This is a genomic window from Novosphingobium sp. 63-713, from assembly GCF_001898925.1.
Classification (GTDB): Bacteria; Pseudomonadota; Alphaproteobacteria; order Sphingomonadales; family Sphingomonadaceae; genus Novosphingobium.
Map to the genome: position 1 here is coordinate 456,329 of NZ_MKVS01000047.1, position 24,073 is coordinate 480,401.

Genomic DNA, 24,073 nt, shown 5'->3' on the forward strand with positions numbered 1-24,073 from the left:
GCGCGATAGAACAAGTGTGAAGGCGGGATCGTTACCCGGTGTTTACCCGAAAGGGCGCAGGAAGGAGGCACAGGGGGATGGGTTTATGAATCGGGATGGGGTGTACAGGTCCTTGGCGATGGTTCGTCGCCTGCCGCTGACGGCGGTGGTGGGCGCGGGTCTGGCGGGGCTGGCGGCCTGCGGCGGGGGATCGGGCGGCGGATCGGTCAATTCCACGCCCAGCGGCACAAGCAGCGCCACCGCCACGCCGACCGCGACGGCCACGCCAACGCCAACGGCCACCGTCTCTCCCGGCGCGATCATCACCCCCACGCCTTCGGCCAGTTTCCAGACCGCCGAATACAATCGTTCGACCGGCCCGTCGCAGCATGGCGCGATCACCGCATGGGCGGCGGGCGCCAGCGGGCAGGGCGTGACCATCGGCATCGTCGATTCGGGGATGGACACCACCAATCCCGAATTTGCCGGGCGCATTTCCTCGGCCTCGACCGATCTGGCGGGCAGCCGGGGTTTGAACAATCCCGACAGCGACCACGGCACGATCGTCGCGCAGGTGGCCGCCGCCGCGCGCAACGGGGTGGGGGTGATGGGCATGGCCTTTAACGCCACCATCGCGGCCATGCGCGTCGACACCGCAGGCAGTTGCGCCAGCAGCGCCGGTTGCAGTTTCAACGACAACGCCATCGCGCAGGGCATCACCGCCGCCATCGCCGCCGGGGCCAAGGTCATCAATCTGTCGCTGGGCGGATCGGTGCCGAATGCCAATGTCGCCAATGCCATCGCCGGGGCGGCCGGTGCGGGCGTGGTGGTGGTGGTTTCGGCGGGCAATGACGCCTCGGCTCAGGTCGATCCTTTCGCCTCGGGCGTGCGCGCGGCGGGCAATGGCAATGTCATCATCGCGGGCTCGGTGGGATCGACCAATGTCATCTCCAGCTTTTCGAACCGGGCCGGGACCGAGGCGGCATGGTATCTGGCGGCGCTGGGTGAACAGATCTGCTGTCAGTATGAAAATGGCGTCATCAAGACCACAGTCTCGGGCGGGACGACCTATACGACCGTCTATAACGGCACGAGTTTTTCCGCGCCCCAGATCGCGGGGGCGGTCGCACTCCTGCGGCAGGCCTTTCCCAACCTGACCGCCGCGCAGGCGGTGTCGATCCTGCTCAACACCGCCACCAACCTTGGCGCCACCGGGCAGGATGCGGTCTATGGGCGCGGCGGGCTGAACATTGCGGCGGCCTTCAATGCGCAAGGGGCCACCTCGCTTGCGGGCACAGCGACGCAAATGGCGCTGGGCGGCACCAGCGCGGTGACATCGCCCGCGATGGGCGATGCGGCGCAGGGGGCCTCTGTGGCCGCAGTGGTGCTGGATTCCTATGGGCGGGCGTTTGGGGCCAATCTGGCCAATGGGCTGCGCGGCGCGTCGCTGATCCCGAAACTGGCCCCGGCGCTGGTGAACCAGAATCGCGGTTTTTCGCTGGGCGATGGTGCGGTGGCGATGGCCTTCAGCGTGGACGCCACCGGGCGCAACCTGGCGCTGCCCTGGTCGGGCGCGCTGCGGCTCAGCCAGGAGGATGCGGCGGCGGCCCGCGTGCTGGCCGGGCGGGTGATCGCGCGGGTGGCGCCGGGCCTTTCCATGGGCTTTGCCATGGCGCAGGGGGCCGATGGGATCGTGGCCTCGCTTCAGGGGCAGGACCGGCCCGCCTTCATGGTGGCGGGCAATCCGCTGGAGGACACCGGCTTTTTCCGCAGCGGAGAAACCTCGCTGGCGATCAGGCGGGGCCTTGGCCAATGGGGCCTGACCGTGATGGGCCAGCAGGGCTACGGCTGGACCGGATCGCCATGGCAGGCGGTCGGTGCTTCGAGCCAGAATGAGAGCCGCGACCTTGTGCAGCGCTTCGGCTTGGCCCTCGACCGGCGGCGGGGCGATGTCGAGGCCAGCCTTGGCGCAAGCTGGATGAGCGAGCAGCGCGGCATTCTGGGCGCGCGGTTCAACCCGGCGCTGGGCGCGCATGGGGCGGATACAGTGTTTGTCGATGCGGCGCTTGGCTGGCGGCCCTATCCCGATTTCCACTTCGGCGCGGCTTGGCGGCAGGGCTTTACGCAGGTACGCGGCTCGGACTTTATCGGCGCGGGATCAGGGCTGGTGTCCAACGGCTGGGTGGTTGATGGCTCGATCGCCAATTTCTTCAAATTCGGCGATGTGCTGGCGCTGCGCCTCTCGCAACCCCTGCGTGTCGAGCGTGGGGGCATGAATTTCCACCTGCCCGTCGCCTATGACTATGACACGGGCGCGGTCTGGGGGATGCGGCGGCTCTCACTGGCCCCGACCGGGCGCGAGGTGGATGCCGAGCTGGCGTGGCAGTTTCCTGTGAAAGGCGGTTCGGCGGGGCTGAACCTGTTTTGGCGGGGGAATCCGGGGCATTATGCGGCGCTGCCCGATGATCGCGGGGTGAGTTTGGGGTGGAAGAAGGGGTTTTAGGGTTTGGGGTTTTAAGTGCCTCCGGCGGGTTAAGGGCGGGGGCCCTTAACAATCCCGATATGGGGTTGCGCTTGGTTGGCAAGGTTGCGCGCGTGTCATGGTTTTGAAAGCCCGCGGCGCTTTTAGCGATGAGCTTCCCGCGCCGCAGGCTTTCCCATCATCCGCCAAACCTGACTCTGCCAACCTTACACCACCCCATTAACGGGATTGCAAAGGGACAAGTCCCTTTGCCCGCCGGAGGCAAAAAACCTCAAAACACCGTCGGATTCTCAATCGCCGGATCCCCCTTATGCGCCGCCGCATAGGCTTCTGCCGCCTTCAACACGCGCAGGAAATTCCCGCTGGCGATCTTTTTCAGATCCTCCTTGGTGTAGCCCTTGCGGGCCAGTTCGACGAAGAGCGCGGGGTAGGCCGAGGTGTCGGGCAGGCCCTGCAAGCCGACGGATCCGCCATCGAAGTCCGAGCCGAGCGCGATATGGTCGATGCCGATGCGCTGCTTGATATGGTCGATATGGGCGACGACATCGGCCAGCGTGGCGACGGGCTTGGGATTGGCCTTTTCCCAATCGGCCAGAGCGGCCGCCGCGATGTCGGGCCGGTCGGGGTGCAGCGCCTTTTGCCGCGCCATTTCGCCCGCGCGGTTGGCGGCCCAGGCGTACTGGCCGGGGCTGATATAGCCGGGGAAGAAATTGACCGCGACCACGCCGCCATTGGCCTTCACCTTGTCCAGCACCTCATCCGACACATTGCGCGGATGGCCGGAAATCGCCTGCGCGTTGGAGTGCGAGAAGATCACCGGCGCGCCCGAAACCTCCAGCGCGTCCAGCATGGTCTTCTGGCTGACATGCGAGAGGTCGACCAGAATCCCCAGCCGGTTCATCTCGCGCACCACATCCTTGCCAAAGGGCGTCAGGCCATTGTGTTGGGGCGCATCGGTGCCGCTGTCAGCCCATGGGGTCGTTTTGAAATGCGTCAGCGTCATATAGCGCACGCCGATTTCATGCAGGGTCCGCAGCACGGCCAGCGAGCCGCCGATGGAATGCCCACCTTCGGCGCCCAGCAGGCTGGCGACCTTGCCTGCCTTCCATGCCTTTTCGACGCAGGCGGCGTCGGCGCAGAACTGCATCTCGGCCGGGTTGGCCGCGATGATGCGTTTCATCACATCGACCTGTTCAAGGGTCGCCTGCACGGCCTGCTGATCGTTGAGCGCCGCCGAGACATAGACCGACCAGAACACGGCCTGAAGATGGCCCTGCTTCATGCGGGTCAGATCGGTCTGCATCGGCACGATGGCGGGCTTGGCATTGGTGTTCCACTTGTCATCGCCCGGTTCGCGGGTGGTGTCGTGGAAATCAAAGCCTTTAAGCACGTCGTGGCGCCGGTCGCGCAATTGTTCGGGCACGTCGATATGGCCGTCCCACACCGGAGCCTCCTTCAGCGCGGCGGCCGCGATCTGTTCGGGCGTTTGTGCAGGCGCAGCCAGCAAGCTGGAGGTGGAAAGCAGGAAGGCAAGGGCGCCGGTAATCGCGTGTCGCATGAAAGCTCCGCAGCAGGAAGGATTTGGCGCGCACAAGAGGCCATCGCCTGTCCCTGCGCAAGAGGGGCAAAGCGCGTATCAACATCCGTGTCAGGTAAGCTCAGGCGACTTCGGCTTTTTCGGACAGATATTCCTCGGCGCCCTCGGGTCCTTGCCCGCGCCGGGCCTTGGCGTAATCGGCAAACAGAGCCTCGAAATGGCCTTGGGTCGAAACGACCTTCACCTCGGGCGGGGCCTTGGGCAGGTTGCGCAGCAGGCGCAGGGTGGCGCGGGCGGCGGCCATGGCGCTGCCCGCGCTATAGGTGACGCCCGCGCCGCCGCGCGCATGGTCGGCCGCGCCTCCGCGATCCGGCACGATCACCGGCACCCCGCTGGCCCGCGCCTCTGCGGCGGCCATGCAGAAGGTTTCGGCCTCGCACCCATGGATCAGCGCATCGGCGCTGGCCAGAATGGTGGCAAATTTGGCGCGGTCCTTCTCGGGTTTCAGCAGCTTGATATGCGGATTGCCCGCCACCTGCTTCAAAATCCGCGTCTTTTGGTTGCCGGCGCCCAGCAGCACCAGCCCGATTGGCATCGACTGGCTGGCCGCGGCCACCGCGTCCACGATCATCGGCCAGCGCTTTTCCGGGCTGAGCCGCCCCACGCCGATCAGCAATTTGGCGCTTTCAGGCAGACCGCACATTTCCAGCAGCCGCCGCCGCAGCGCCGGGCTGCGCCGTTTCGGGCTGAACAATCCCGCCTCGATCCCCATCGGATGCAGCACCGTATGCGCCACGCCGCCTGCCGCCAGACGGTCGCGCAATTCCGCGCTGGCGCAGACCACGCGCTCAAACTGATGGCCCAGCTCGCGCAGGTGCTTCCAGAAAGGCTCGAAGCTGCGGTCGATGGCCTCGCGGCTCATGATCGGTTCGAACCAGCGATAGGCATAGGCCGAGAGCGGATCGGCATGCATCACCAGCGCGCGCGGCGCATCGCCGGGCCAGCGGGCCACCATGCTGGCGCTGCGCCATGGCGAAGAAACCTCAAGGAAATCGGGCTTGAGCGCGGTGATCTCCGCGTGCAGCGCGTCCTCATCCTTGAAATACCAATATTTGCGATCCAGCGGAAAGCGCGGCGCCGGGATCGTTACGATCCGCGCCATCGGCCCGCGTTCGATCACCTCATGCCGGTCGCCGGGGGCAAGGATGATGATCTCATGGCCCAGTTCCGGGCCAATCCGCATCTTCTGCTCGACATAGGTTTTTACGCCGCCGCCATGGGGCGTGTAAAAGGCGCAAACATCAACGATCCGCAACTGGCCCCTCCTGTCGCCGGACAGGTTTGCATTTCCGATGCCCGATGACATCCGGGGCGCATGTGGCCTCTGGCGGGGCAAAGCGCAAGAGGGAGGGCGCCGGGTGTGACACGGTGTGTCACGCCTGCATCAGTTAACCGGCATCAGTTGATGGGCGACATGCCCAGACCGTTGCGATAATTGAGCGTGATCGAAACGCGCGTGGGGCCGTTGCCCGCCACCGCCTTGGTCGCGGCGGCCTTGGGCTTGTGCCAGCCAAGGCGCGGGTTCGAGGCAAAGCCGATGCCATCGACCCACCAGCCGAACTTGCGGTTGTTGTCCCGGTCGTGCAGCAGCATGATCGAATAGGCCCCCGCCGCCGGAACCCGCACGCAGATCTGGACATTGCCGCTGGCGGGCGTTTCTTCCTCAACCCGGCGAAACGCCTTGCCCTGATAGACGAGCACATTGTCATCCATCAGGAAATCGGCGTCATTGTTGGGATAGACCTCAAGCTTGAGCTTGCCGGTGCGATCCTTGAGCCCCACCACATCGACCAGAAAGGCCGGGCCGCTTTCATTGGCGCGACATTTGCCTTCCGCCTTGCCCAATTCGGGCGTGGAGGCCAGCGGCACCGCCGGCTTGGCCGGCGCTTCGGCGGCAAGGATCAGGGGCAACAACAGAGCCATGCTTTATCCTTCTTTGCGCGAGGTGATAAGATCGACAGTGGCAAACACCGTGCCCACGATAATATGGGCAATCGGGTAAAGGACAGCCATCATCGCCAGCAGGTATGAAATCTGATCATCATGCCCCATCAGGAAGATGGCAAGACCCGAAAAAGCGGCGTCTTTATAAGGCACAAGCGGCAGGCGCGAAATCAGCATGCGCAGCGTGGCCAGCACCAGCCAGATGCCATAGGCCACATCGGGCAGCACCAGATGCCAGAGCAGCGCGGTCAGCCCCACATAGGCGATGATGCGCAGGAAATGGACGCCGGTGATGATCCACAATTCGCGCCGGGGCAGCGAGAACAGCTTTTGCCGGAACAGCAGGATGACAAAGGAGGTCACCAGCACCACGCCCAGCGAGGTGAACACGGTGGTCGTGTCCTTGCCCATCACGCCCGACTGGATGATCTTCCACGCCGCGCCCAGCATCACCAGCGTGGCGATATTGCCCGTCAGCGCCGAAAGGATGGCCATGTCCTTGATCGCGCCGAAGGGGGCCGTCACCATGCCCAGCCGCGCCCGCGCCCAGGCATAGAACTGCACCTCGCCCAGGTACGACATCAGCAATTCGTTCGACACCTGCTTGCGCAGCAGCGCCGGGATGCCCGAGGCCGGGATGCGCCACAACCGGCGATAGATCACCCATTCGGACAGCGGCGGCATCATGTAATTGATGGCAAACACAATCCAGAACGGGGCCGAACGCGGCACCATCTCGATCAGCCCCTTGGGGTTGAGATCGAGCAACCGCACCGCCACCACCACTAGAATCGCCAGCGAGATCAATGAGCTGGCAAAACCGGCGATGCGCGAACGGCGCTGATTGGCCTCTTCCAGGGCGATGTCGCGGACGGGGGCCGGTTCGGCCGCCGGTTCGCCTGCCGGTTTTGAGGCCTCGCCATGGGCGGGGCTTTGGGTCAACATCTGTTGTGCTTCCTGATCCGCCACGGTGGGTGCCGCGCCCGATGGTGTCTTGTCGCTCATAGTGGCGCCGCCTTGGCAGGCTTTGCCCGTGATTGCCAGTAGGCAACTTGCGCCATGCTGATGGGCCTTTTGGGGCTAACGGGGGCTGAACGGGCCATGGGGCTGATGTTCAGTCTGCCAGCAATTCGCCGTAGCGCGCCGGGCGGCGGCGGGCGGCAAAGCTGGTGTAGGTGGCGCGGATCGAGGAAATCAGCGCGGGAACAGTGGTATCGCCCGGATGCACCGCGATGCGCGCCACATCCAGCCCATGCAGCCCCACCCGCGCGAGACCGGCAAAGAATCGCGAGGAAAGCTGGCGCCCCTTGGTCCGGCTGGCCCATGTCACCACCGGGCCGCGCGCCAGCGTTTCGCCGGTTTCGGGCCGCCACACGCGCATATGATCCTCGGCCAGAGGAAAGCCCGATTCGGCCAGCGCCGCCATCGCGCCCCGCCCATAAAGCCAGGCCGGCGCGATAAAGCCCGCCGTCTCGCGCCCGATGATATCCTCGATCAGCTTGCGCCCGTCGGCCATCCGCCGCGCCGCCTCGGCCTGCGAAAGGCCGAGGAACTCGCCCTCGCTGGCGGTCATGTGCTTGGCCTTGAAGGCCGCCACGCCGCTGTGCTGGGCCAGATCCTTGTGAAACCAGCCATGGACAAACATTTCCACGCCCATGTCCGCCCAGCGCCGCAACTTGGCCTGATAGGCCGGATTGCCCGCCAGCGGCGCCTCGCTCCAATGATCGGGCACGACCAGCATGGCGAAATTCATGCCGCCCAGCAGTTCGGCCAGCAGATCGGCCAGCTGATCAACCTGCGCCTCGGCGCGCGGGCCGACATCGTGGATCGAGGCCAAAAGGATCTTTTCCCGGCTCATGGCTTATCCTTCTTATGCACGGGGCCAAGCAGCGCAGGCTCAAAGATCAGCGCACAGATCAGCGTCCAGACCAGCGAGAGCATCAGGATCAGCCCCATGCTGGCCGTGCCGGGATGGGCGCTGAACCACAGCGCGCCAAAGGCTGAACCCGTGGCCAGCGCGCTGCACAAAACCGCGCGGGCCAGCGAGGTCTGCAACAGATCGCCCACGCCCGAACGCCACGCCATGACGAAATAGATGTGAAACGCCACGCCCACCCCGAACAGCAGCGGAAAGGCGATGATATTGGCAAAGTTCAACGGTTGCCCGATCGCCACGCAGGTGCCCAGCGTCAGGAACCCCGACAGCACCACCGGGGCCAGCGTAAAGGCCACCTCTCGCACCGAACGCAGCACCAGCCAGAGCAGGAGCGACACCAGCGCCAGCGCCAGGATGCCCGCCGTGATAAAGGCATGGGCGACGGTCTTGGCCGCCTCCTGCGTCGCTACGGGCAGGCCGGTGGCGCGCGGCGCCTCGGCGCGCACGGCGGCGGTAAAGCGCGCGATGGTGGCATTGTCTGTGCCATTGCCTGCAGGCGTCACCTGAACCAGCGCGCGGCCATCCTTGGCCAGCCAGTCGCGGCGGATCTCCTCGGGCAGGTTCTCGCGGGTCACCTCGCTGGCGGTCAGCGATGCGCGGATCTTGTCCAGCGTCAGATGGAGCGGCGGCACCAGCATGGCGCTCACCGCCTCGCGCCGCGCCGGGCTGGCGGCGGCCAGAGCGGCAAAGCTGGCGGCCAGATGCGCGGCGGGCGCCGCCGTTGCGCCGGGCCGCGCGGCCAGAGCCTTGAGCGATCCGGCGGCCTTGTTCAGCGCGGCCACGGTGGCGGCATCATCGCTGGCGGGCGGAAAGTCGAAAGGATTGATCGTGGCGTCCAGCAGCAGCGAGGCGTCCGAAATCAGCGCCAGCTTCACCCCCTGCGCCTCGGGCACGAAACTGTCGATGGTGACCGCGCGGGCCACTTCCTTGCGCCGGGCCAGACGGGCTTCCAGATCGTCGGCGGCGGCCACATTGGGGGCCAGAATCGTGATCGTGTTGGGCGTGCGGTCGGCATCCTTCATCAGGATCGAGAGTTCGCGCATCGCCGGGCTATGCGGATCGCGCAGGTGCAGCGGGTTGAAGTCGAATTTGACCCACACCAGCGTGACCACGGAAAGCAGCATCGCGCCGACAAAGGCGATCAGCACATCGCGCCGATGCCGATGCAGAAACGCATCGAGCGGCGCGGCCCCGGCCCAGCCCACATCCGCCGCTGGAACAGCAGGACGCAGCACCATCAACAGCGCGGGGAGCAGCGTGATGTTGAGCAAAAAGGCGACGATCATGCCCATGCCCGCAATCACGCCCAATTCGGCGATGCCGACATAATCGGTGGGCAGAAACGCCCCCAGCGCGAGGAAAATCGCCGCCGCCGCCAAGGACAAAGGTTCACCGATAGCGGCCGCCATGCGTTCCAGCGCTTCCATCGGCGCGGCCCCGGCGCGGCGCTCATGGTTGAAACGCACCGCCACCTGAATGCCGAAATCGACGCCCAGCCCGACGAACAGCGGAATAAACGCCACCGAAATCAGATTGAGCCGCCCGACCGCCAGCAGCCCAAGCGCCAGCGTGATGGCCAGCCCTGCGATGATCGTCACCATGATCGCGCCCACGATCTTGGCCGAGCGCGTGGCCAGCCACAGGCAGGCCAGCATCGCGGCCAGCATGCCCAGCCCGATCATCCCCATGCCCTCGCGGATCGAGGCGAATTCCTCGTCGGCCAGCGGCACTTCGCCGGTGATGCCCACGCGCATCCCATGCGCCGCGTCCAGCCCCAGCGCGGCGGCCTGCGCGCGGATAGCCTCGACGGCGGCCGCGCCCGGTTCCAGATCGCCATAATCCATGCGCGGCATCACGATCAGCAAACGGCGCGTGGGCGGGGCGAGCGAGCCCTTGTCGGTCGAAAACATCCGCTGCCATGAGAAATACTGCACCTTGCCCGAAAGCTTGGCGTCAATCGCGGCCGACAGCTTGCTCAGCGGATCGGCAAGGCGCGAGGCATCCTGTGTGCCGCGCGCGGCGCCATCGGCCACGGTGTCGATGGTGGCCGCAATGCCGTGCAGGCTGGGATCGCCCGCAAGGCCGCCCAGCAAGGGCTGCGCATCAATCAGGCGCTGCGTGGTCTGCTGCACCTCGGGCAGATCGGCAAAGAGCAGGCCCGAGCGGTCAAAGAACGCGCCCCCATCGGGCCGCCGCACCGCCACCACCGGCCCTTTCGGCCCCAGCTTGCCCAGCGCCTCGCTGAGCCGGATCGCGCCATCCTCGGCCAGTTCGGGCGTTTGCCCGTCGACCACGACCAGGATCGAATCCTTCAATTGCGGAAAGGCCGCCTCGATCGCCGCGCCATCCTGACGCCATGGCGTTTTCGCGCTGATCAACTGGCCGGTGTCGGTGGTCATCGCGAAATGCCCCGCCACATAGGCCAGCGCGCCCGCCACCAGCGCCAGCGCCAGAATCAGCGTGACCGCAGGGCGATGGGATGCCGCGCGGATGGCGCGCAGGATGGCGGGGGTCAATCGGGCGGTGATCATCGCGGCCTGCTCTGACCGAAAACTGGGGCGCAAACAAGGCACAACCTTGCCCAAAGCGACGTATGCTCCTATCGCGCCGCCCCATGACTGAAACCAGATCCAGCCGCCGGTGGAGCGCCATTCTGCCCTCGGTGCTTTTGCTTGCCGGCCTGCTGGGCATGGTGGCGGCCAACAGCGGGCTGCGGCATATGTTTGCCCAGGCCGTGGCGACCATCGACCCGCTGGCGGTGCTGGCGATCCTGCCGGTGCAATTCGTGGCGATTTTGCTTTGCACCGCGGCGCAGCAGGCGCTCAAGGTGGGCATCCCCTTCCGTTCCAGCCTGATTGCGCGGTTGGTGCGCGATGCGGCGCACAGCCTGCTGCTGTTTCCTCCCGGCCTCGGCGATGTGGTGGGCGCGCGGGCGGTGGTGCTGCTGGGCGGGCGCGGGCGCGCGGCGGTGGCCCTGCGCGCGCTCGACATCATCGCCGAGGTGATTGCCGAACTGCCTTATATGGGGCTGGCCGCCTATGTGCTGTATCATTGGGGGCATTGGGGAGAGCAGGCTGCGCCCACGGCCCCTTCTTCGGGCGCCTCGTTGTGGTGGGGCCTGCTGGCGGTGCCGCCGCTGGCCTATGTCGGATGGCGGATCTGGCGGGGCAGCGCCCACCACCGTCGCTTTATCCAGACCCGCACCGGACGCCGCCTGCGCGCCGAAATCCACCTGATGCGCCGCGAACTGGCCCGCCAGCGTACGGGGTTGCCGCTGGCCATCATCCTGCACTTTTTCGCATGGAGCATGTCCGGGGTGCAGGTCTATATCGCGGCCCATATATTCGGCATGAACCTCTCGCTCTTTGCCGCCTTCGCCATCGAAAGCGCCGCCACCGCCGCCCGCATGATCCTCTTCTTCGTCCCCGGCGGGCTGGTTATGCAGGAAGCGGGCGCGGTGCTGGCAGGCACCGCCATGGGCGTGGCCGCGCCTCAGGCGCTGGCGCTGAGTTTGATTTTGCGGTTGCGCGAGTTGGCCTTCGGGCTCTCGCTGTTGATGTGGCCAGTGCTGGAGTATCGGGCGCGGCGCGAGAGGTCTGAAGGATGAGATTTGCCTCCGGCGGGCAAAGGGCGGGGGCCCTTTGCAATCCCGGTACTGTCGTCGTTGCGCTTATCGGGCCGCCACGGCTGATTGGCGCGGCGTTAGAATGATAAAGCCTGCGGCGCTTTTCGGCGCTTGGCCGCCGCGCCGCAGGCTTTCAAACCATCTTATAGAGCGCGAGGCGGCAAACCTCCCACCCCCCATTAACGGGATTGCAAAGGGACAAGTCCCTTTGCCCGCCGGAGGCACCTTTTAAACACCTTTAAGGCTTCGCCGCCGGTTTCGCCCCCGGATCCTCCAGCGGATCATCGAATTCGGGCACTTCGGGCGCTTGCCCCGGCGGGACTTTGAGCGCGGCGATCTGCCCGGCGCGGTGCTGCAGATAGGTGGAGCGCAGGGCAGCGTAGAAGTCGACCGACTGGGCCTTGAGCGCCTTGAGCTCGGGCTCGGCGCGGGCGCGCGTATCGACGCCGCTGGTGCCCAGCGCGATGGCGCCGGGGGTGGAGACCGAAACCGCCTCGGTCACGAAGGAGCGCGGGCGGCGGTTGGGGGCCACCGAAACCTGCGGGCGCGACACGCGGTCCAGCAGCAGCGGCTGGGTAAAGGCATCGCCGCCCATGCCGATCAGGTCCCGGATCGTTGTCGGCCCAAGGAGGGGCAGATAGAGGTAAACCCCCGGCCCGGCCCCGGCCACGCCCAGCGTATTGGAAAAGCCGTTGCTGTGCGCGGGCGTGTTGAAGGGCTTGCGTTTGGCCACATCGACCAGACCGCCAAAGCCCAGCGTCGAATTGAGCACGAAGCGTTTGGCGGTCTGCCACGCGCGTTCGGGTTTCAACTGGATCATGTCATTGGCCAGCGTCGAGGGCATGAAGATATTGGCCAGCGCATTATGCACCCCGTCGCGCACCGGTTCGGGCAGGACGGTGCGATAGACGATGGCAATGGGGCGCAGGATAAAGCGGTCGATCGGCTGGGTGATGGCAAAGAACACGCGGTTCATGCCTTCGAGCGGGTCGGGATTGGCGAGGTTGGCGATCGTGTCGGGGCCTTCCTCGGGTTCCTCGAAACTCTTGCCGTCGCGCTGGGCGGCCTGCGCCATGCCGATCACGATGATGGGGGCATTGTCGTCGGGATGGGCCGGGTCATCGGGATGTTCTGCGGCGATGGCGGCCACCTGGGCAGCGGCTTCGGCGTCCTCGGGCGAGGTGGCTGGATCGGGCGTGCTGGCGGCTGCGGCGAGAGGCGCCAGCGCCAGCGGCAGGACGAGGGGCAGCGCCATCAGTTCGCCCGCCCCGCGAATCGGGCGAAGGGGCCGGTTTCCACCCCGCTGGCGCGCAGGGCCGCGATCACGCCCGGATCGGTCAGCGCGGCAAGTTCCGCGCGATAAAGATAGCCGGGCGCCGAGCCGGGATAGGCGTCCACCGTGGCCGGATGGGTGTAAAGTTCGGTCAGCCCCTCGGGCAGGTCGGCCAGCGCGGCGGCCATGCGCTCGGCGGTAAAGGCGCCGGTCTGGATCAGGCCGGTCACATTGTCATTGGTCGCCACACCCGCCTTGCGCCATTGCCGCCCCAGTAGGCGCGCCCAATGTTCCATCATCCCGGTCCCGGCCTGCGCGGGCATACGGATCGCGGGCAGACCATGGCGGCGCCCTTCCTCCAGAATCGCCGCCGCGATCATCGGGTGGAGGTGGAAATGCTTGTGCGCGTTGACATGATCGAGCGCGAGGCCCGTTTCGGCAAAAGCGGCAAATTGCGCGGCCACCTCGGCCCGCATCTGTGCGCGGGCCACGGGCGAGAGGGCGATGGCAAAGGCGGTCTTGACCATGGAGGGGTGAAACCAGCCATCGGGCCCCACCAGCGCCGAGACCCGCTCCGGCGGCAGCACGGGGCGGCCATCGGCCAGCACCACATGCAGCCCCACGCCCAGCCCCGGCAGGCGGCGCGCCCTCGCCACCGCATCCTGCGCCGCCTCGCCCGAAACCATCAGGCTGGCGGCGGTCAGGATGCCTTGCGTATGGGCGCGCTCGACCGCTTCGTTCACCGCCAGCGCGGCGCCGAAATCATCGGCCGTCACCACGAGGCGGCGCTTGGTCATCAGTTTACGCGGCTTCCTTGCGCTGACGCAGGAACTGGAAGAATTCCACGCCTTCGCGCAACCGGCGCTTCATCATGTCCCAATCGCGCACCATTTCATTGACGATGGCGCCGATCTTGCGCGGGCGGAAATAGAAGCGCTTGTAGAATTCCTCGACCTTGGCGTGGATGACCGACGCGGGCAGGTGCGGATAGGAAAGCTGGGCGATCTGGTGGCCGCCATCGTCGGTCATCGGCTTGCCGCCCGCGAACCAGCCGTTTTCCACCGCCTGATTGTACAGGAACGTGCCAGGATAGGGCGCGGCCAGCGACACCTGAATGGTGTGCGGGTTGATTTCCTGAGCATAGCGGATGGTTTCCTCGATCGTTTCCAGCGTTTCGCCGGGCAGGCCGAGGATGAAGGTGCCGTGGATGGCGATGCCAAGCTCGTGGCAATTCTTGGTGAACTCGCGCGCCACTTCGACGCGCAGGCCCTTCTTGATGTTGTGCAGGATCTGCTGATTGCCGCTTTCATAGCCGACGAGCAGCAGGCGGCAGCCGTTGGCCTTCATGATTTCCAGCGTCTTGCGGGGCACATTGGCCTTGGCGTTGCAGCTCCACGTCAGCGGGAAGCCCGGCTTGCCAAAGCCCAGTTCGCCCATCGCGATGGCCAGCTTTTCGACGCGGTCGATGTCATCGGTCAGCGTGTCGTCGTCAAAGAAGATCTCCTTGGTTTCGGGGATTTCCTTGAGGATATACTGGATCTCCTCGATCACCTTGGCGACCGAGCGCGAGCGATAGCGGTGGCCCGAAATGGTCTGGGGCCACAGGCAGAAGGTGCAGCGGCTCTTGCACCCGCGCCCGGTGTAGAAGGACACATAGGGCGCCTTCAGATAGCCGATGAAGTAATTGTCGATCTTCAGGTCGCGCTTGTACATGGGCGAAACCATGGGCAGCGCGTCCATATCCTCGATGATGGCGCGGTTCTTGTTGTGGATGATCTTGCCGTCCGGCCCGCGATAGGAAATGCCGTCGATTTCGGCAAAGGGCTTGCCCTCGGCCAAATCGACGCAGGTGTAGTCATATTCCTCGCGCGCGACGAAATCGATGGCGGTGGAGGCCTCGAGGCTCTGCTCGGTCTCGATCATCACCTTGGCGCCGACAAAGCCGACGAGGCAGTTCGGGTTGCGCGCTTTGATCAGCTCGGCCGTCTTGATGTCCTGCATAAAGCTGGGCGTCGAGGTGTGCAGGATGACCAGTTCGGCCGTGTCGAACTCGTGGGCGATGTCTTCCCAGCTTTGATCGTGGGCGGGAGCGTCGATCAGCTTGGAACCCGGCACCATCGCGGCGGGCTGGGCCAGCCATGTCGGATACCAGAAGCTCTTGATCTCACGCTTGGCCTGATAGCGGGCGCCGGCGCCCCCGTCGAAACCGTGGAAGGAGGGGGCTTGGAGAAAAATGGTGCGCTTCATCGGTCTCTCTTGGTGCGGGCGGCATGGTCGGTGGCAGGGAGGCCCCTGATGCGGCCTTTGGAGGTCATTGTAAGGCTTGCGCCGCGCCAATCAATCGCAGTTGCGAACAGGCTGGCGCAAAAAACGCAAAAGCTGATGAGGTCGGCGATGGGTATCAGCCATAGGGGCAGGGCAATAGGCGCATATTTATGAACCTTTGCTGCAAGCGCAAGTCGGGCAAGGATTATTGCCAGCAGCAAGGCCCCGCCTATACCGGGCGCAAGCGCCGCCGCCAAGACCCCCAGCGGCAATCCATGCGTGACAATCGAGCCGTAATGGCCCGCACCCGCCAGATCGCGCACTGTCACGGCCCAGCGCAGATGCTGGCGCCAGAGCATGCGGAACGAGGATTCGGCCCCGGCATGGACCAGAATCATCGGCGGAATATCCACCCGCAGCCCCTGCGCCCGCACGCCTGCGCCGATCGCATGATCGTCGGCCAGCACATCGGCCAGCGCCGCAAACCCGCCCATCGCGTCGAGCGTCTCGCGGCGCAGGGCGATGGTGGATCCCATGCAGGGCTGGGCCATGCCGGTGGCGATGCCGACCACCATATTGGGCAAAGTCTGGGCAGCGATCATCATCGCGCCCACCCGGCTCCACAATCCCGCATCGCCCCGCCCGACATAGAGGCACGAGACCGCCCCGACGCCCGGCTGGCTCAGCGCATCGTTGATCCGCGCCAGATAATCAGGGGCCACCACCATATCGCTGTCCGAGAGGACCAGCACATCATGCGCGGCCAAAGGCATCATCGCGATCAGCGAGCCGACTTTCCCATTGGCCGCAGGCGCGCGCGGGCCGGGGTAATAGGCGATGTTATTATGCGCCGCGACCATGGCGCGGGCCACGGGCGCGGCGGTGTCCTCGGGCGCATTGGTGCCCAGCACGATCTGCACCGCTCCGGGATAATCCTGATGTGTGAATCCGGCCAGATTTTCGGCCAGGCGTGGCTCTGCGCCATGCAGCGGTTTCAGAATTGTAATGGCCTGGGCAGGCGCGTGGGGCGCGGGCGGCGCGGCAAGGAACCGCCCCAGCGCGCCAAGGGCAAAGAGTTGATAGAGCAGGCCAACCCCCGCCAGCGCCAAGGCGCCATATGCCAACAGCACATATACCATGGCGCAAGCCCCTACACCGCTTTGCAGTCGCAGCAAAAGGGTTTAGGGGCATCGCCATGAGCGGACCCATCACGATCGTTACCGGCGTCGCCGGTTTTCTGGGCAGCGCGGTGGCGCGGGTGCTGGCGGCGCAGGGGCGACAGGTGCGCGGTGTGGTGCGTGGGTCGTCCTCGCGGGTCAATCTGGCCGATTTCCCCGGCGAAATCGTCGAGGCCGACCTGCGCGATGAAGGCGCGGTGCGCGAGGCGATGCGCGGGGGCGGGGAATTGTTCCATGTCGCCGCCGACTATCGCCTCTGGGCGCGCGATCCGGGCGAGATCCTGCGCAACAATGAAGCGATGACGCGCGCCGTGATGCGCGCCGCGCTGGCCGAAGGTGTGGGGCGGGTGGTCTACACCTCGTCCGTGGCGACCTTGAAACCGCTGGACCATGGCGCGGCCGATGAAACGCGGCCCGCCACTGTCGAAGAAGCGGTGGGTATTTACAAACAATCCAAAGTCGTGGCCGAAAGGCTGGTCGAGGATATGGTGGCGCGCGAGGGCCTGCCCGCGATCATCGTCCAGCCGTCGACCCCCATCGGCCCGCGCGATGTCAAACCCACGCCCACGGGCCGCATCCTTGTCGAATGCGCGCATGGGCGCATGCCCGCCTATGTCGAGACGGGCCTCAACCTTGTCCATGTCGAGGATGTTGCGCGCGGGCATGTATTGGCGGCGGAACGAGGGCAGATCGGGCGGCGCTATATTCTTGGCGGTCAGGATGTGACGCTGGGCGCGATGCTGGCGGAAATCTGCACGCAGGTGGGCAGGAAGCCGCCGCGCGTGAAATTGCCGGTCGCGCCTTTGTTTCCGCTGGCGGTGGGCGCGGAATTGTGGGGGCGGATGACGGGGGTTGAACCTTTCGTCACCGTGGACGCGCTGAAAATGGCGCGGCACCACATGTATTTCTCCAGCGCGCGGGCGCAGGCCGAACTGGGCTATACCGCGCGGCCCTGGCAGGAGGCGGTGCGTGATGCGCTGGGCTGGTTTGCGCAGGAAGGCATGATCCCATGACCATCCTTGCCGCGCTGGTGCTGGCGATCTGGCTGGGGCTGGTCGCCACGGGCTTCTGGACCTGCCGTGAGGCCGATGACAATGCCCCTTTCGCCGCCCCCGATGTCTGGCCCGAGGTGGTCGCCGTGGTGCCTGCGCGCAATGAGGCCGATGTGATCACCCGCTCCATCGGCAGCCTGTTGGCGCAGGATTATGCCGGGCCGTTCCGGGTCGTGCTGGTGGATGACAATTCCGAAGATGGCACCGGCGATCTGGCCCACACTCTTGGGGCTGATCGCCTGACCGTGCTGCGCGGCTCGCCCTTGGCGGCGGGCTGGACCGGAAAGCTCTGGGCCGTGCATCAGGGGATCATCGAGGCCGGGGCGCCGCGATACCTGTGGCTGACGGACGCGGACATTGAACATGCGCCCGATACGCTGACGCGCCTTGTCGGCATTGCCCATGGCGGAGACCGCAGGCTGGTGTCCTTCATGGCGCTGCTGTCTTGCCGGACATGGGCGGAAAAATGGCTGGTGCCCGCCTTCATCTGGTTCTTCATGATGCTTTATCCGTTCAATTGGATCAACCGGCCCAAGGCCCCGATCGCGGGCGCGGCGGGCGGCTGCGTGCTGGTCGAGCGTCAGGCGCTGGAGGCCGCAGGCGGCATTGGCGCGATGCGCGGGGCGCTGATTGACGATTGCACCTTGGGCGCGCTCATCAAGAAACAGGGGCCGATCTGGCTGGGCCTGACGCGGCGCAGCGTGTCGATCCGTCCCTATAGCAACTGGCGCGAGATCGGCATGATGATCGCCCGCAGCGCCTATGCGCAATTGCGCTATAATCCGCTGATGCTGGTGGGCACGGTGCTGGGGCTGGGCTTGATGTTTGGCGCGCCGGTGTGGTTGGCGTTGACGGGGCATGGCGCGGTGCAGGTCATGGGCCTGATCGCGCTGGGGCTGATGCTGGGGTCTTATCAGCCGATTCTCGGCTTTTACGGCCGCGCCCCGATGCGCGCTCTGGCTCTGCCTTTGGTCGCGCTGTTCTATGTTTCATGCACAATCTATTCAGCTTGGGCCTATTACCGGGGCAAGGGTGGCATGTGGAAAGGCCGCGCACAGGCATTGGATCTTTCCGGGGACATTTCGGGGGCATGACAGACACCATCCTAACCACCGCCGATCTGCAAAGCGGCAAGGATCACACGGGCGAGAACTTTCCCGTGGCCAGTTTTCTGGTGCGCCCCGATGCGCGCGCGCCGGTGATGGCCTATTATCGCTTTGCCCGCGCGGCCGATGATATTGCCGACCACCCCACCGCCAGCGCGGCGGAAAAGCTGCGCCTGCTGGGCCTGATGCGCGCCGGGCTGGAGGGCGCGGATGCGGGTGTCGGCGACCCGCTGGCGCAGGCGCTGGGCACGGTATGCCGCGAGCGGGGCATCAGCCTTGCCCATGCCCATGACCTGTTGACCGCCTTTGAGCGCGACTGCACGGTGGACCGCTATCAGGACTGGGCCGGGCTGATCGACTATTGCCGTTATTCGGCGATGCCGGTGGGTCGCTTCGTCCTTGATTGCCATGGCGAGGATCGCGTCCTCTGGCCGATGAACGATTCGCTCTGCGCCGCTTTGCAGATCATCAACCACCTTCAGGATTGCGCCAAGGATTACCGCGCCATCGACCGGGTCTATATTCCGCTCGATTCGCTGCGCGCGGCGGGAATCGGGGTGGAGGCTCTGGCTGAAAAGCGCGCCAATCCGGCCCTGCGCGGGGTGCTGACCGATCTGACGCTGCGCACGCAGGGCCTGCTGCGGGCCAGCGCGCCCTTTGCCGATGCGATCCGCGACTGGCGGCTGGCCGCCGAGGTGGCCATCATCCAGCGGCTGGCCGAAGATCTGTGCGAGGTGCTGCTGGCCCGCGATCCCTTGAGCGAAAAGGTCCATCATACCAAGGCCCGCGCGCTCACCCTTGCGCTTCGTGCTGCAATGCGGCAGGCGGGCCGCCGTATCTGGCCGGGCAAAAGATCATGACCGCAACCACCCTATCGCCCACTCCCTCCTCGATGCCGGAAGCCCTGCGCGCCAAGGTCGCGGGCAGCAGCTTTTACGCCGGTATGCGCATCCTGCCGCGTGCCGAGCGCGAGGCGATGTTCGCCATCTATGGCTTTTGCCGCATCGTCGATGACATTGCCGACGATCAGCAGGCCCCGCGCGACCAACGCGGCGCGATGCTGGCCGACTGGCGGCGCTGGATCGGCGCGCTCTATCGCGGAGGGGACACCGGACAGGCCGGTTTCCTCGCGCAGGCCGTGCGTGATTTTGCGCTGGAAGAGGCCGATTTCCTCGCCGTGATCGAGGGGATGCAGATGGATGTCGATGCCGATATCCAATGGCCCACATTTGCCCTGCTCGACCATTATTGCGATTGCGTGGCCAGCGCGGTGGGGCGCCTGTCGGTCAATATTTTTGGCATGGACCGGGCCGAGGGCGTCCATCTGGCGCATCACCTTGGCCGGGCGCTGCAATTCACCAATATATTGCGCGATCTGGACGAGGATGCGGAAATCGCGCGCGTCTATCTGCCCATCGAGGCGCTGACCCATGCGGGCATTCATCCCACCACGCCCACGACCTTGATGCAGGACCCCGGCATGGACAGCGCCGCGCGCTGGCTGGCCGCGCGGGCCGAGGCGCATTTCGTGGCCGCCGGGGCCTGCCTTGCCGCGCGTCCCAAGGGTCGCTTGATCGCCCCGCGCCTGATGGCGGAAGCCTATGCGCTGGTCCTGCGCCGGATGCTGGCGCAGGGCTGGCACGCGCCGCGCCGCCGTGTCAGCACGTCCAAGCCGCGCCTGCTCTTCTCGCTGATCCGTCATCTGGTGATGGGATAAATGGCTTTCCTCCGCGCACAGGTGATCGGGGCGGGCATGGCCGGGCTGGCGGCGGCGGTGGAATTGTCCGCAGCCGGTTGCCCCGTGTCGCTGTCCGAGGCCGGGCCGCGGGCGGGCGGGCGCTGCCGCTCTTATTTCGACCCATCGCTGGGGCTGACCATCGACAATGGCAACCATCTGGTGCTGGCGGGCAATCCGGCGGTGGCGCGGTTTCGCGAGGTAGTGGGCGCGGATGCGCCTCTGGCCGGGCCGCTCCATGCCGATTTCGCCTTTGCCGATCTGGCCACGGGCGAGCGCTGGACCTTGCGGATCAATGACGGGCCGGTGCCATGGTGGGTGCTGGTGCCATCGCGCCGGGTGCCGGGATCGCGTCTGGCCGATTATCTGCCTTTGGGGCGCTTGCTCAAGGGGCGGGCGGATCAGACCATCGGCGATCTGGTAAAGCCGCAGGGGCCGGTGTGGGAAAGGATGCTGCATCCGGTCCTGCTGGCGGCCTTGAACACCGATCCGGCGGCCTCCTCTGCCGCGCTTTGCGCCAATGTGCTGGCCGAAACGCTGGCCAAGGGCGGGCGGGCCAGCGCGCCGCGCGTGGCGGTGCCGACGCTGGCGGCGGCGTTTATCGATCCGGCAGTGGACTGGCTGGAGGCGAAGGGCGTCGCTTTGCAGACCGGGCGGCGACTGCGCGGCATCCGGTTTGAGGGCGATTGTGTATCGGCGCTGGAATGGGCCGAGGGGGCGCAGGCGATTGGTGCGGATGAGGCGGTGGTGCTGGCGGTGCCCGCATGGGTCGCGGCTTCGCTGGTGCCGGATCTGACCGTGCCGGACGATCATCGCTCGATCCTCAACGCGCATTTCGCTTGTACGCCCCCGGCGGGCGCGCCCGAGATGCTGGGGCTGACCAATGCCACCAGCGAATGGATCTTTACCCATCCCGACCGGATTTCCGTGACCATTTCGGGCGCGGACCGGTTGATGGACGAGGACCGCGAGGCGCTGGCCGCGATGATCTGGGCCGAGGTGGCGCAGGCTCTGGGGATCACCGCGCCGATGCCGCGCTGGCAGATCGTCAAGGAAAAGCGCGCCACCTTTGCCGCCACGCCCGAGCAGGACGCGCGGCGCCCGCATACGAATACCCGCTGGCGCAACCTGTTTCTGGCCGGAGATTGGGTGCAAAACGGACTGCCCGCGACGATCGAGGGGGCGATCCGCTCCGGCGACAGCGCGGCACGGCTGGTTCTGGGCCAGCCCTTGAAATATGGAAAAGGACAATGAGCCAAACCGCCCCTGATCGCGCCCTTCTGGACGCCACCATCGGCCGCGCCGCCCACGCCCTGCTGGCCGAGCAGCGCGAGGATGGCCATTGGGTTTATGAACTGGAGGCCGATGCCACCATTCCGTCCGAATATGTCCTGCTGCGTCATTTCCTTGGCGAGCCGGTGGATGAGGAGTTGGAAGGCAAGATCGGCCGCTATCTGCGCCGGATTCAGTCGGAGGCCCATGATGGCTGGCCGCTCTATCACGAGGGCGGGTTCGATATTTCGGCCACGGTGAAGGCCTATTACGCGCTGAAGATGATCGGCGATGATGTCGATGCGCCGCATATGGCCCGCGCCCGCGCCGCAATCCTGAAGGCGGGCGGGGCCGAGGCGGTCAATGTCTTTACCCGCATCCAACTGGCGTTGTTCGGCGCCGGGCCGTGGGATGCTGTGCCCACCATCCCGCCCGAGCTGATCCTCGCGCCGCGCTGGTTTCCGGTCCATCTGCTGAAGATGAGCTATTGGGCGCGCACGGTGGTGGTGCCGCTCTTGGTGCTATGTGCGTTGAAGCCCGTGGCGCGCAATCCGAAACAGGTGTTTGTGCCGGAGCTGTACACCGGCGTGCCGCGCAAGCTGACCAGCCAGGCCGACCATGTGCATCCGGTATGGAAGAACGGGTTCGAGGCGCTGGACTGGGGGCTGAAACGGTTTGAGGGACGCTGGCCCAAGGCGATGCGCGCCCGCGCCATCCGCCTGTGCGAGGAATGGGTGGTCGAGCGCCTCAACGGCGTTGATGGTCTTGGCGCGATCTATCCGGCCATGGCCAACAGCGTGATGATGTTCGACGTGCTGGGCTATGCGCCCGACCATCCGCATCGCGCCATTGCCCGCGAATCGGTCGAGCGGCTGTTGGTGGTCAAAGAGGACGAGGCCTATTGCCAGCCCTGCGTCAGCCCGGTCTGGGACACCGCTCTGGCCGCCCATGCCATGCTGGAGGTGGGCAGCGAGGAGGCGTTGGCCGGAGCCGACCGCGCGCTCGACTGGCTGGGGCCGCGCCAGATCCTTGATACGGCGGGCGATTGGGTCGAGCAGCGCTATGTCCGGCCCGGCGGCTGGGCGTTTCAGTATAATAACGATCACTATCCCGATCTGGACGACACCGCCGTGGTGGTGATGGCGATGGACCGCGCCTCGGGCCTGCGCGGCGACAAGGACAAGGAAGCCATCGCGCGCGGGTTTGAATGGACCGTGGGTCTGCAATCGAAGGATGGCGGGTTTGCCGCTTTCGATGCGGACAATGACAAGCTCTATCTGAACAACCTGCCCTTTGCCGATCATGGCGCTCTGCTCGACCCGCCCACAGCCGATGTTTCGGCCCGCGTGGTCTCGATGCTGGCGCAGATGGGCGAGCCCGTCGACAGCCCGCGCATGACAGCCGCGCTGGGCTGGCTGGAGAAAGAGCAGGAGAAGGAAGGCAGTTGGTTTGGCCGCTGGGGGGTCAACCATGTCTATGGAACCTGGTCGGTGCTGTGCGCCTTGGGCCGGGCAGGGATCGGGCGCGACCATCCGATGGTGGCGCGCGCGGTCGAATGGTTGAAATCGGTGCAGAATGCGGATGGCGGCTGGGGCGAAAGCTGCGATTCCTATGCGCTGGACCGCAAGGGCCATGAAACTTTCGATTCGAACGCCAGCCAGACCGCATGGGCCACGCTCGGCCTGATGGCGGTGGGCGAGGCAAAAAGCGAGGCAGTCGCGCGCGGGATCGCGTGGCTGATCGCCAATCAGGCCGGGGACGGTCTCTGGGGGCAGGAGCATTATACGGGCGGGGGTTTCCCGCGAGTCTTTTACCTGCGTTATCATGGCTATCCGCGCTATTTCCCGCTTTGGGCTCTGGCGCGGTATCGCAATATGGCGCAGGCCAATGTGGAGCAAGCCCAGTGGGGAATGTGAACGGCAAGCCGGTGATCGTGGTGACAGGCACGCTGCGCGAGGCGGCGGTGCTTGATCAGCATCAGGTCGAGGTGATCGCGGGTGGCAACGACCCCGACCGCCTGCGCGAAGAGTTGATGGAACGCGCCAAGAACGCCGGCGCCCTGCTCAGCTATGGCATGTGCGGGGCGGTTGATCATACGCTCAAACTGGGCACGATGGTGATCGGCAAAAGGCTGACCGGCGCGTTCCATGCCAAATGCGACGAACGCTGGGTGGCCGCGCTTCAGGCCTTGCTGCCTCAGGCACGGGTGGGCACGGTCCATGCCGATGGCCATCTGCTGACCGATTCGCATGACAAGGCCGAGCGTGCATGGGCCAGTGCGGCCATTGCGGCGGATATGGAAAGCCATATCGTGGCCGAGGTGGCGGCGCATATGAACCTGCCCTTTGGCATTTTGCGCTGCATTTCCGATATTGCCGAGGTGGAATTGCCGCCCGCGGTCAATGTGATGATGGGCCCCAATGGCGAGCTGGCGTTGGGCGCGATCTTCAAGTCGATCCGTCAGCAGCCCGATCAGATCGGATCGCTGACCAAGACGATCATGGGTTTTGCCAAGGCCTATCGTTCACTGATCAAGGGATCGAAACAGGCCGGGCCCTATCTGGGCTTTGATTTGCGGTAAGAAAAAAGGCGGGGTGGATGCCCCGCCTTTTTCGTAACCGGCGCTGAA

General features: G+C 65.8%; 19 protein-coding genes. 9 read left to right on the plus strand and 10 right to left on the minus strand.

From position 1 onward, the window contains the following. Nucleotides 1-118: 118 nt before the first annotated feature. The gene (locus tag BGP00_RS20530) at nt 119-2,482 is read left to right on the plus strand and encodes a S8 family peptidase (protein WP_292688601.1); all 2,364 of its coding nucleotides are present in this window, start codon (nt 119-121) and stop codon (nt 2,480-2,482) included. A 250-nt stretch (nt 2,483-2,732) separates the two neighbouring features. Here BGP00_RS20530 and BGP00_RS20535 read toward each other — a convergent pair whose 3' ends face one another. The 6 genes from BGP00_RS20535 to BGP00_RS20560 all read right to left on the minus strand — a co-directional run bounded on the left by BGP00_RS20535 (nt 2,733) and on the right by BGP00_RS20560 (nt 10,469). Continuing rightward, the gene (locus tag BGP00_RS20535; RefSeq protein WP_292688603.1) at nt 2,733-4,019 is read right to left on the minus strand and encodes a dipeptidase; all 1,287 of its coding nucleotides are present in this window, start codon (nt 4,017-4,019) and stop codon (nt 2,733-2,735) included. A gap of 100 nt (nt 4,020-4,119) precedes the next feature. After that, on the minus strand, nt 4,120-5,313 hold the full coding sequence (locus BGP00_RS20540) for a glycosyltransferase (protein WP_292688605.1): 1,194 nt from the start codon (nt 5,311-5,313) through the stop codon (nt 4,120-4,122). Between the two features lie 143 nt (nt 5,314-5,456). After that, the gene (locus BGP00_RS20545) at nt 5,457-5,981 is read right to left on the minus strand and encodes a DUF2141 domain-containing protein (RefSeq protein WP_168605616.1); all 525 of its coding nucleotides are present in this window, start codon (nt 5,979-5,981) and stop codon (nt 5,457-5,459) included. Nucleotides 5,982-5,984: 3 nt separating this feature from the next. Beyond that, the gene (locus BGP00_RS20550; RefSeq protein ID WP_168605617.1) at nt 5,985-7,007 is read right to left on the minus strand and encodes a hypothetical protein; all 1,023 of its coding nucleotides are present in this window, start codon (nt 7,005-7,007) and stop codon (nt 5,985-5,987) included. A 109-nt stretch (nt 7,008-7,116) separates the two neighbouring features. After that, complete coding sequence (locus tag BGP00_RS20555) at nt 7,117-7,860, minus strand: polysaccharide deacetylase family protein (protein WP_292688608.1); 744 nt, start codon at nt 7,858-7,860, stop codon at nt 7,117-7,119. Further along, entirely contained in the window at nt 7,857-10,469 is a 2,613-nt protein-coding gene (locus BGP00_RS20560; RefSeq protein WP_292688610.1) for an MMPL family transporter, read from the minus strand. Before BGP00_RS20560 ends, BGP00_RS20555 begins: the two co-directional genes overlap by 4 nt. Before the next feature lie 83 nt (nt 10,470-10,552). On the opposite strand from BGP00_RS20560, the gene BGP00_RS20565 reads away from it, so the two are divergent. Next, nucleotides 10,553-11,545, plus strand: coding sequence for a lysylphosphatidylglycerol synthase domain-containing protein (locus tag BGP00_RS20565; protein ID WP_292688612.1), 993 nt, complete (start codon nt 10,553-10,555; stop codon nt 11,543-11,545). A 256-nt stretch (nt 11,546-11,801) separates the two neighbouring features. Here the strand turns inward: BGP00_RS20565 and BGP00_RS20570 are convergent, their stop codons facing one another. The 4 genes from BGP00_RS20570 to hpnI are packed head-to-tail and all read right to left on the minus strand — an operon-like array spanning nt 11,802 to nt 16,231. After that, nucleotides 11,802-12,818 carry a VacJ family lipoprotein gene (locus tag BGP00_RS20570; protein ID WP_292688614.1) on the minus strand — a complete coding sequence of 339 codons (1,017 nt, stop codon included), beginning with the start codon at nt 12,816-12,818 and terminating at the stop codon, nt 11,802-11,804. Then, nucleotides 12,818-13,633: a hopanoid biosynthesis-associated protein HpnK gene (hpnK, locus tag BGP00_RS20575; RefSeq protein WP_292688616.1), complete on the minus strand. Its 816-nt coding sequence runs from the start codon at nt 13,631-13,633 to the stop codon at nt 12,818-12,820. Before hpnK ends, BGP00_RS20570 begins: the two co-directional genes overlap by 1 nt. A 4-nt stretch (nt 13,634-13,637) precedes the next feature. Beyond that, complete coding sequence (hpnJ, locus tag BGP00_RS20580; protein WP_168605623.1) at nt 13,638-15,083, minus strand: hopanoid biosynthesis associated radical SAM protein HpnJ; 1,446 nt, start codon at nt 15,081-15,083, stop codon at nt 13,638-13,640. Next, the gene (hpnI, locus tag BGP00_RS20585) at nt 15,080-16,231 is read right to left on the minus strand and encodes a bacteriohopanetetrol glucosamine biosynthesis glycosyltransferase HpnI (RefSeq protein ID WP_292925860.1); all 1,152 of its coding nucleotides are present in this window, start codon (nt 16,229-16,231) and stop codon (nt 15,080-15,082) included. The genes hpnJ and hpnI overlap by 4 nt, the downstream gene beginning before the upstream one ends. Before the next feature lie 65 nt (nt 16,232-16,296). Between hpnI and hpnA the strand changes: the two genes are divergently transcribed. Genes hpnA through BGP00_RS20620 form a run of 7 tightly spaced genes read left to right on the plus strand, consistent with a single transcriptional unit; the run spans nt 16,297 to nt 24,025 of the window. Then, complete coding sequence (gene hpnA, locus BGP00_RS20590) at nt 16,297-17,292, plus strand: hopanoid-associated sugar epimerase (RefSeq protein WP_292688620.1); 996 nt, start codon at nt 16,297-16,299, stop codon at nt 17,290-17,292. Beyond that, nucleotides 17,289-18,425, plus strand: coding sequence for a glycosyltransferase (locus BGP00_RS20595; RefSeq protein WP_292688622.1), 1,137 nt, complete (start codon nt 17,289-17,291; stop codon nt 18,423-18,425). Before hpnA ends, BGP00_RS20595 begins: the two co-directional genes overlap by 4 nt. Continuing rightward, entirely contained in the window at nt 18,422-19,297 is an 876-nt protein-coding gene (hpnC, locus tag BGP00_RS20600) for a squalene synthase HpnC (protein WP_292688624.1), read from the plus strand. The genes BGP00_RS20595 and hpnC overlap by 4 nt, the downstream gene beginning before the upstream one ends. Further along, nucleotides 19,294-20,154 carry a presqualene diphosphate synthase HpnD gene (gene hpnD, locus BGP00_RS20605; protein ID WP_292688626.1) on the plus strand — a complete coding sequence of 287 codons (861 nt, stop codon included), beginning with the start codon at nt 19,294-19,296 and terminating at the stop codon, nt 20,152-20,154. The genes hpnC and hpnD overlap by 4 nt, the downstream gene beginning before the upstream one ends. Then, on the plus strand, nt 20,155-21,426 hold the full coding sequence (gene hpnE / locus BGP00_RS20610) for a hydroxysqualene dehydroxylase HpnE (protein ID WP_292688628.1): 1,272 nt from the start codon (nt 20,155-20,157) through the stop codon (nt 21,424-21,426). Next, nucleotides 21,423-23,360, plus strand: coding sequence for a squalene--hopene cyclase (gene shc / locus BGP00_RS20615; RefSeq protein WP_292688630.1), 1,938 nt, complete (start codon nt 21,423-21,425; stop codon nt 23,358-23,360). Before hpnE ends, shc begins: the two co-directional genes overlap by 4 nt. After that, a complete protein-coding gene (locus BGP00_RS20620; protein ID WP_168605631.1) occupies nt 23,348-24,025 on the plus strand; it encodes a phosphorylase in 678 nt (225 codons plus the stop codon). Before shc ends, BGP00_RS20620 begins: the two co-directional genes overlap by 13 nt. Nucleotides 24,026-24,073 lie beyond the last annotated feature (48 nt).

What these genes read in the sequence shown, in the direction of transcription:
- hpnE (WP_292688628.1), top strand. Translation starts at nt 20,155, where the DNA reads ATGGCTTTCCTCCGCGCACAGGTGATCGGGGCGGGCATGGCCGGGCTG.
- BGP00_RS20570 (WP_292688614.1), bottom strand. Translation starts at nt 12,818, where the DNA reads ATGGCGCTGCCCCTCGTCCTGCCGCTGGCGCTGGCGCCTCTCGCCGCA.
- BGP00_RS20560 (WP_292688610.1), bottom strand. Translation starts at nt 10,469, where the DNA reads ATGATCACCGCCCGATTGACCCCCGCCATCCTGCGCGCCATCCGCGCG.
- shc (WP_292688630.1), top strand. Translation starts at nt 21,423, where the DNA reads ATGAGCCAAACCGCCCCTGATCGCGCCCTTCTGGACGCCACCATCGGC.
- BGP00_RS20550 (WP_168605617.1), bottom strand. Translation starts at nt 7,007, where the DNA reads ATGAGCGACAAGACACCATCGGGCGCGGCACCCACCGTGGCGGATCAG.
- hpnJ (WP_168605623.1), bottom strand. Translation starts at nt 15,083, where the DNA reads ATGAAGCGCACCATTTTTCTCCAAGCCCCCTCCTTCCACGGTTTCGAC.
- BGP00_RS20530 (WP_292688601.1), top strand. Translation starts at nt 119, where the DNA reads ATGGTTCGTCGCCTGCCGCTGACGGCGGTGGTGGGCGCGGGTCTGGCG.
- BGP00_RS20565 (WP_292688612.1), top strand. Translation starts at nt 10,553, where the DNA reads ATGACTGAAACCAGATCCAGCCGCCGGTGGAGCGCCATTCTGCCCTCG.
- BGP00_RS20535 (WP_292688603.1), bottom strand. Translation starts at nt 4,019, where the DNA reads ATGCGACACGCGATTACCGGCGCCCTTGCCTTCCTGCTTTCCACCTCC.
- hpnA (WP_292688620.1), top strand. Translation starts at nt 16,297, where the DNA reads ATGAGCGGACCCATCACGATCGTTACCGGCGTCGCCGGTTTTCTGGGC.
- BGP00_RS20545 (WP_168605616.1), bottom strand. Translation starts at nt 5,981, where the DNA reads ATGGCTCTGTTGTTGCCCCTGATCCTTGCCGCCGAAGCGCCGGCCAAG.
- hpnC (WP_292688624.1), top strand. Translation starts at nt 18,422, where the DNA reads ATGACAGACACCATCCTAACCACCGCCGATCTGCAAAGCGGCAAGGAT.
- BGP00_RS20555 (WP_292688608.1), bottom strand. Translation starts at nt 7,860, where the DNA reads ATGAGCCGGGAAAAGATCCTTTTGGCCTCGATCCACGATGTCGGCCCG.
- hpnD (WP_292688626.1), top strand. Translation starts at nt 19,294, where the DNA reads ATGACCGCAACCACCCTATCGCCCACTCCCTCCTCGATGCCGGAAGCC.
- hpnK (WP_292688616.1), bottom strand. Translation starts at nt 13,633, where the DNA reads ATGACCAAGCGCCGCCTCGTGGTGACGGCCGATGATTTCGGCGCCGCG.
- BGP00_RS20595 (WP_292688622.1), top strand. Translation starts at nt 17,289, where the DNA reads ATGACCATCCTTGCCGCGCTGGTGCTGGCGATCTGGCTGGGGCTGGTC.